Genomic DNA, 7,308 nt, shown 5'->3' on the forward strand with positions numbered 1-7,308 from the left:
GCCGGAATACCCATGGCCGTGCCGGTCTGGCTGGCCGTCACCGAGTCCAGGCTGCTGTTCCCGGTCCTCGCCGTGGTGCTGACCTGCACCCGCCCGCTGACCACCGCCCAGCGCGGCCGGCTGCGCTCCCTGTACGGGGTGGAGGTGCCGCCGCCGCGCCCCGGGGAGTCCCCGAGCCGGCTGCTGGCCCGGCTGCGCCTGGTCCTGACCTGGCGGCAGGCCGTCTACCACCTGGCGGTGGGCCCGGTGCTGGCGCTCGGCGCACTGGTGACGGTGTACCTCTGGGGCGCGGCCCTGGTGCTGACCACGGTGTGGGGCTGGAGCTGGTTGATGCCTTCCACCAGCGGGCTGCGCGGGGAGTGGCCCGTGATGCTCGGGCTCACCGCCGGCGGCCTGGGGCTGGCGGTCGCGGCCCCCTGGCTGGCGGGGCTGTCGGCCTGGCTGGAGGTGCGGGCGGCGCAGCAGCTGCTCGGCCCCAACCGGGCGGAGCAGCTGGAGCAGCGGGTCGAGGAGATCGCCGAGAGCCGGGCCGGCCTGGTCGACGCGGTGGACGCCGAGCGCCGCCGGATCGAGCGCGACCTGCACGACGGCGCCCAGCAGCGCCTGACCTCCCTCGCGATGAACCTGGGCCTGGCCCGGCGCACCCTCAAGGACGTTCCGCCCGAGGTGATGCAGGTGATCGTGGAGGCGCACGAGGAGGCGCAGGCCGCCATCGACGAGCTGCGCGACCTGGTCCGCGGCCTGCACCCGGCCGTCCTGGAGGACCGCGGCCTGGACGCGGCGCTGTCCGGTATCGCCGCCCGCGCCCCGCTGCCGGTGCGCCTGGACGTCGAGCTGTCCGGGCAGATCGCGCCGACGGTCGAGGCGGTCGCCTACTTCACCGTCTCCGAGGCGCTCACCAACGTGGCCAAGCACGCCCGGGCCAAGCAGGTCGACGTGTCGGTGCGGACCACCGGCGACCGGCTGCGCCTGATCATCAGCGACGACGGCGTGGGCGGCGTGGACCCCTCGCGCGGCACCGGGCTCACCGGTCTGCGCAAGCGCGCGGCCTCGGTCGACGGCACGCTGTCCGTTCTCAGCCCCCTCGGGGGCCCCACCACCATCACCGTGGAGTTGCCGTGCGTGCTGTGATCGCCGAGGACTCGGTCCTGCTGAGGGTCGGCCTGGTCAAGGTCCTGGAGGCGGTGGGATACGAGGTGGTGGCCGCCGTCGGGGACGCCGAGGAACTGCTGGCCGCCGTCGAGGAGCACCGCCCGGGGGTGGTGGTCGCGGACGTACGGATGCCCCCGGGTTTCTCGGACGAGGGCGTCAAGGCGGCGATGGTGATCCGCCGGCAGTGGCCGGAGGTCGCCGTGCTGCTGCTCTCCCAGTACGTGGAGGAGCGCTACGCCGCGGACCTGCTGGCGACCAACACCAGCGGCGTCGGTTACCTGCTCAAGCAGCGGGTGGCCAACGTGGACGACTTCGTGGACGCGCTGCAGCGGGTCGCCGAGGGCGGCACCGCGCTGGACCCGGAGGTGGTGGCCCAGTTGCTGGTGCGCCGCCACCGGGATCCGCTGGAGAAGCTGACCCCGCGCGAGCGGGACGTGCTGGCGCTGATGGCGGAGGGCCGTTCCAACGCGGCCATCGCGGCCGCCCTGGTGGTCAGCGACAGCGCGGTGGCCAAGCACATCAACTCGATCTTCACCAAGCTGGACCTCCCCCCGGCCGACGACAGCCACCGGCGGGTGATGGCCGTGCTGCGGTTCCTGGAGGTCGGGTAGCCGTGGACGGGGCGAAGGCCTGGCGGGTCACCGGGACGCTCGCGGTCGTCCTGGTAATGCTCGTCGCGGGGGTGCAGACCTGGTCACTGGTGGTGCAGCAGCAGACCACCTCGACCAAGCCGTACGACGTGGTGGTCCACCGGGTCAGGCTGGAGACCGGCAGCGCCTCGGTCCGGCTGCGGGCGGGCCGGGAGAGGCACGTGGTGGTCCGCCAGCGGCTGGACTGGACGGTGCGCAAGCCCGTGGTGTCGACCACCTTCGACGACGACGGCGTCATGACCGTCGGGATGCACTGCCGGCAGGTGCAGCCGTTCGCGGATCTCGGCTGCGGTGCCGAGATCGAGCTGGAGGTGCCGGCCGCGACCGAGGTGACCGGGTCGGTGGGCTCCGGCTCGGTGGACGTGGAGGGCCTGAGCGGCAGCGTGCGGATGGAGCTGACCTCCGGCCAGCTGACGCTGACGGACACCTCCGGCGAGGTGTGGGCGCAGGCCACCTCCGGCCAGGTGCAGGGCACCAACCTGAGCGCGCCGCGGGTGACCGCGCGGACCACCTCGGGCTCGGTGGAGCTGTCCTTCGCCCGTCCCCCGCACGCCGTGGACGTCAGGGCGACCTCCGGCTCGGTGAACCTGACCCTGCCGAAGGGCAGCCGCTACGCCTTCTCCAGCAGCGTGGGCAGCGGCAGCGGCGGGATCGACCCGGTGCTGGCGGACTCGACCAGCCCGGACACCGTCCACGCCGAGGTCGACTCGGGCTCGATCATGATCGGCCCCTCCTCCTAGCACCGCGGCGGCCGGGGCGGTGGCCGCTCACCCGGGTGGGGGACAATGGAGAGTCCCGTCCCCCTATCCGAGGTCAGCCGCGCATGACAGCCACACCCGCACCCACCGCGCCCGCGACCGAGAGCGCGCCCGCGCCCGCGACCGAGTTCGCGCCGCTGGACATCGGCCCGATCCGGGTGTGGCCGCCCGTCGTGCTGGCGCCGATGGCCGGCATCACCAACGCCCCGTTCCGCACCCTGTGCCGTGAGCAGAGCGGCGGCAGGGGCTTGTACGTCTCGGAGATGATCACCACCCGGGCACTGGTCGAGCGCAACGCCAAGACCATGCAGCTGATCAAGTTCGACCCGAGTGAGAAGCCGCGCTCGATCCAGCTGTACGGGGTGGACCCGGTGACCGTCGGCAAGGCGGCCCGGATGATCGCGGACGAGGGCCTGGCCGACCACATCGACCTCAACTTCGGCTGCCCCGTCCCCAAGGTGACCCGCAAGGGCGGCGGCTCGGCGCTGCCGTACAAGCGCAACCTGCTGCGCGAGATCCTGCGCGAGGCCGTCGCCAACGCCGGCGATCTGCCGGTGACCATGAAGATGCGCAAGGGCATCGACGACGACCACCTCACCTACCTGGACGCCGGCCGGATCGGCGCCGAGGAGGGTGTGGCCGCGATCGCCCTGCACGGCCGGACCGCCGCCCAGCACTACGGCGGGACGGCCGACTGGTCGGCGATCGCCCGGCTGCGCGAGGCCGTCCCGGCGCACGTGCCGGTGCTGGGCAACGGGGACATCTGGTCGGCGGACGACGCGCTGCGGATGATGCGCGGGACCGGCTGCGACGGCGTCGTGGTGGGCCGCGGCTGCCTGGGCCGGCCGTGGCTGTTCAAGGACCTGGTGTCGATCTTCGAGGGAGACGTCGACTACGCCCGTCCCGACTTCGGCTACGTCGCCCGGGCGATGGTGCGCCACGCCCAGCTGCTCGGTGAGTGGCTGGGGGACGAGGCGCGCGGCGTGATCGACTTCCGCAAGCACGTCGCCTGGTACACCAAGGGCTTCTCGGTCGGCTCCGAGCTGCGGGTGAAGCTGGCGAACGCCTCCTCGCTGACCGAACTGGCGGAAACCCTCGCCCAGGTGGAGCAGACCCAGACCTGGCCGATCGGCGCGGACGGCCCGCGCGGGCGCACCAGCGGCAACGGCCGGGTGGTCCTGCCCGAGGGGTGGTTGGACGATCCGTACGACTGCGCCCGGCCGGGCGAGGATGCCGAATCGGACACCTCCGGCGGGTGATCTAGCCGATCCGGCGAAAACGGCCCCTTCGGGCCGCGGGTCACTCGACCCTTGCCCTCTTGTCCATTCTGGACAGGAGGGCTCCTTTTTGGCGCTCGGCCGTCACCCAGCGAGCATGTTTCCGGACACGGTGCGACGATTGGCGCAGGCGTTCCGCGTTCGAGCCGCGAGACGGGCTGGTGACGCTTGCCACATGCGCACGTGACTGACGGTCGGTCAGTGGACGAAATGGACAGGTGGAGCGTGAATCGCTTCCCGAAGCCGGTTCGCGGCGGATCGGCCGATCCGGTTGCAGGAAATCAAGCCGGGGCAACGCGGGCGACCCACGACCGCTACCCAGTGTCCGGATCGGGCGATCTTCCCGTTTCCTCGCCTTCAAGAGTTGAACACAGCCTCGCGTCAGGGGGACGATTTCACCAACAGAGGTGAACGCCTTTATGTGCTTTCGATCTAGCGGGTTACCCCTCGGTACCGGCCTCGTGTGGCCTATTCAGGGCAGAGAAGTGCCTTCGAAATGGGTATGTTCTCCGGCGTCAGGGCAACCGCGTACGAGGAGACCGACCCGTGCCGTCCCAGCAGAAGTTTGTTTACTCCTTCACCGAAGGAAACAAGGACCTCAAGGATCTTCTTGGCGGCAAGGGCGCGAACCTGGCCGAGATGACCAACCTGGGGCTCCCCGTGCCTCCCGGGTTCACCATCACCACCGAGGCCTGCAAGGTCTTCCTGGAGACGGGTAGCGAGCCGACCTCGCTGCACGAGGAGATCAGCGCCCACCTGGACGCCCTCGAGCAGCAGATGGGCAAGAAGCTCGGCCAGGCCGACAACCCGCTCCTGGTCTCCGTCCGCTCCGGCGCCAAGTTCTCGATGCCCGGCATGATGGACACCGTCCTCAACATCGGCCTCTCCGACGTCTCGGTGGCCGGCCTCGCCGCCCAGTCCGGCAACGAGCGCTTCGCCTGGGACTCCTACCGCCGCCTGGTCCAGATGTTCGGCAAGACCGTGCTGGGCGTCGACGGCGAGCTGTTCGAGGAGGCCCTCGACGGGGCCAAGCACGCCAAGGGCACCGCCAACGACCTGGACCTGGACGCTTCCGACCTCCGGGAACTGGTCGAGGTGTTCAAGGGCATCGTCGAGCGCGAGACCGGCCGGGCCTTCCCGCAGGACCCGCGCGAGCAGATGGACCTCGCCATCCACGCCGTCTTCCACTCCTGGAACGGCGACCGCGCCCGGCTGTACCGCCGCCAGGAGCGCATCCCGAACGACCTGGGCACCGCGGTCAACGTCTGCACCATGGTCTTCGGCAACCTCGGCGAGGACTCGGGCACCGGCGTCGCCTTCACCCGCGACCCCTCCACCGGCACCCAGGGCGTCTACGGCGACTACCTGTCCAACGCCCAGGGCGAGGACGTCGTCGCCGGCATCCGCAACACGCTGCAGCTGTCCGAGCTGGAGAAGCTCGACAAGAAGTCGTACGACGAGCTGATGGCGATCATGGAGACGCTCGAGAACCACTACCGCGACCTCTGCGACATCGAGTTCACCATCGAGCGCGGCAAGCTCTGGATGCTGCAGACCCGCGTGGGCAAGCGCACCGCCGCGGCCGCCTTCCGGATCGCCGTCCAGCTGGTCGACCAGGGCCTGATCGACCTGGACGAGGCCCTGATGCGCGTCACCGGCGGCCAGCTGGCGCAGCTGATGTTCCCGCGCTTCGCCCCGACCGCCGAGTCCAAGCAGATCGGCTGGGGCCTGGCCGCCTCGCCCGGCGCCGCGATCGGCAAGGTCGTCTTCGACTCCTACACCGCCGTCAAGTGGTCCCGCTCCGGCGAGAAGGTCATCCTGGTCCGCCGCGAGACCAACCCGGACGACCTGGACGGCATGATCGCCGCCGAGGGCATCCTCACCTCGCGCGGCGGCAAGACCTCGCACGCCGCCGTCGTCGCCCGCGGCATGGGCAAGACCTGTGTCTGCGGCGCGGAGGAGCTGGAGGTCGACACCAAGGGCCGCAAGTTCACCACCGCCGACGGCCTGGTGGTCCACGAGGGCGACATCGTCTCGATCGACGGCGCCAGCGGCAAGGTCTACCTCGGCGAGGTGCCCGTCCTGCCGTCCCCCGTGGTCGAGTACTTCGAGGGCACCCTGCACGCCGGCGCCGACGTCCAGGGCGGGCTGGTCCAGGCCGTCCACCGGCTGATGTCGCACGCCGACGGCCGCCGCCGCCTCGCGGTGCGCGCCAACGCCGACAACGCCGAGGACGGCTCGCGCGCCCGCCGCTACGGCGCCCAGGGCATCGGCCTGTGCCGCACCGAGCACATGTTCCTCGGTGAGGAGCGCCGCAAGGAGGTCGAGCACCTGATCCTCGCGGACAACGACAAGGACCGCGAGCTCGCCCTCTCCACCCTGCTGCCGCTGCAGAAGGGCGACTTCCTGGAGCTCTTCCAGGCGATGGACGGCCTGCCCGTCACCGTCCGCCTGCTCGACCCGCCGCTGCACGAGTTCCTGCCCGACATCACCGAGCTGTCGGTGCGCGTCGCCCTCGCCGAGGCCCGCAAGGACCCGAACGAGAACGACCTGCGCCTGCTCCAGGCGGTGCACAAGCTGCACGAGCAGAACCCGATGCTGGGCCTGCGCGGCGTGCGTCTCGGCCTGGTCATCCCCGGCCTGTTCGGCATGCAGGTCCGGGCCATCGCCGAGGCCGCCGCCGAGCGCAAGCTGGCCGGCGGGGACCCGCGCCCCGAGGTGATGATCCCGCTGGTCGGCACCGTCCAGGAGCTGGAGCTGGTCCGCGACGAGTGCGAGCGGGTGCTCGCCGAGGTCGCCCGGTCCACCGGCGTCAAGCTGGACATCAAGCTCGGCACCATGATCGAGCTGCCGCGCGCCGCGGTGACCGCCGGTCAGATCGCCGAGGCCGCCGAGTTCTTCTCCTTCGGCACCAACGACCTGACCCAGACGGTCTGGGGCTTCTCCCGGGACGACGTGGAGGCCTCGTTCTTCACCGCCTACCTGGAGAAGGGCATCTTCGGGGTCTCCCCGTTCGAGACCATCGACCGCGACGGCGTCGGCTCGCTCGTCAAGCACGCCGTCGAGGCCGGCCGGGCCACCCGCCCCGACCTCAAGCTCGGCGTCTGCGGCGAGCACGGCGGCGACCCGGACTCGGTCCACTTCTTCCACGAGGTGGGGCTGGACTACGTCTCCTGCTCCCCCTTCCGCATCCCGGTGGCGCGCCTGGAGGCAGGCCGCGCCGCCATCGAGTCGGCGGGCAGCGACTCGCGCTGAGAGGGTAGGCATCCCCTACTCACGCGCGGGTACGACTGACCGCTTCCCCTCCCGTCGGGAGGGCGTACACCGGAGCTCGGCGCAGGAGAACCGGCGTACGTGACACGGCCGGGGGGGGGGGGGCCCCCGCGGGGGGTCCCCCCCCGCCGGGCCGGGGGGGGGGGGGGGGGGGGGGGGGGGGACGCGCGGCGGGGGGCGGGGGCCGGCGCGGCCGGG

Annotated in this window: 5 protein-coding genes; all 5 read left to right on the forward strand. The window is 71.6% G+C overall.

All coding sequences use genetic code 11. The features are described from left to right. Positions 1 to 12 precede the first annotated feature (12 nt). The 5 genes from ACH4J0_RS03880 (at position 13) to ppdK (ending at position 7,092) form a co-directional block, all read left to right on the forward strand. On the forward strand, positions 13 to 1,131 hold the full coding sequence (locus tag ACH4J0_RS03880; RefSeq protein WP_396236078.1) for a histidine kinase: 1,119 nt from the start codon (positions 13 to 15) through the stop codon (positions 1,129 to 1,131). Next, positions 1,119 to 1,763 carry a response regulator gene (locus ACH4J0_RS03885; protein WP_396236079.1) on the forward strand — a complete coding sequence of 215 codons (645 nt, stop codon included), beginning with the start codon at positions 1,119 to 1,121 and terminating at the stop codon, positions 1,761 to 1,763. Before ACH4J0_RS03880 ends, ACH4J0_RS03885 begins: the two co-directional genes overlap by 13 nt. A gap of 2 nt (positions 1,764 to 1,765) precedes the next feature. After that, a complete protein-coding gene (locus tag ACH4J0_RS03890) occupies positions 1,766 to 2,542 on the forward strand; it encodes a DUF4097 family beta strand repeat-containing protein (RefSeq protein WP_396236080.1) in 777 nt (258 codons plus the stop codon). Positions 2,543 to 2,625: 83 nt separating this feature from the next. Continuing rightward, a complete protein-coding gene (gene dusB / locus ACH4J0_RS03895) occupies positions 2,626 to 3,819 on the forward strand; it encodes a tRNA dihydrouridine synthase DusB (protein WP_396236081.1) in 1,194 nt (397 codons plus the stop codon). A 564-nt stretch (positions 3,820 to 4,383) separates the two neighbouring features. Next, positions 4,384 to 7,092, forward strand: a complete 2,709-nt coding sequence (ppdK, locus tag ACH4J0_RS03900; RefSeq protein ID WP_396236082.1) for a pyruvate, phosphate dikinase — start codon at positions 4,384 to 4,386, stop codon at positions 7,090 to 7,092. Positions 7,093 to 7,308 lie beyond the last annotated feature (216 nt).

Origin of the sequence: Kitasatospora sp. NPDC017646, assembly GCF_044329365.1 — a bacterium.
GTDB lineage: Bacteria > Actinomycetota > Actinomycetes > Streptomycetales > Streptomycetaceae > Kitasatospora.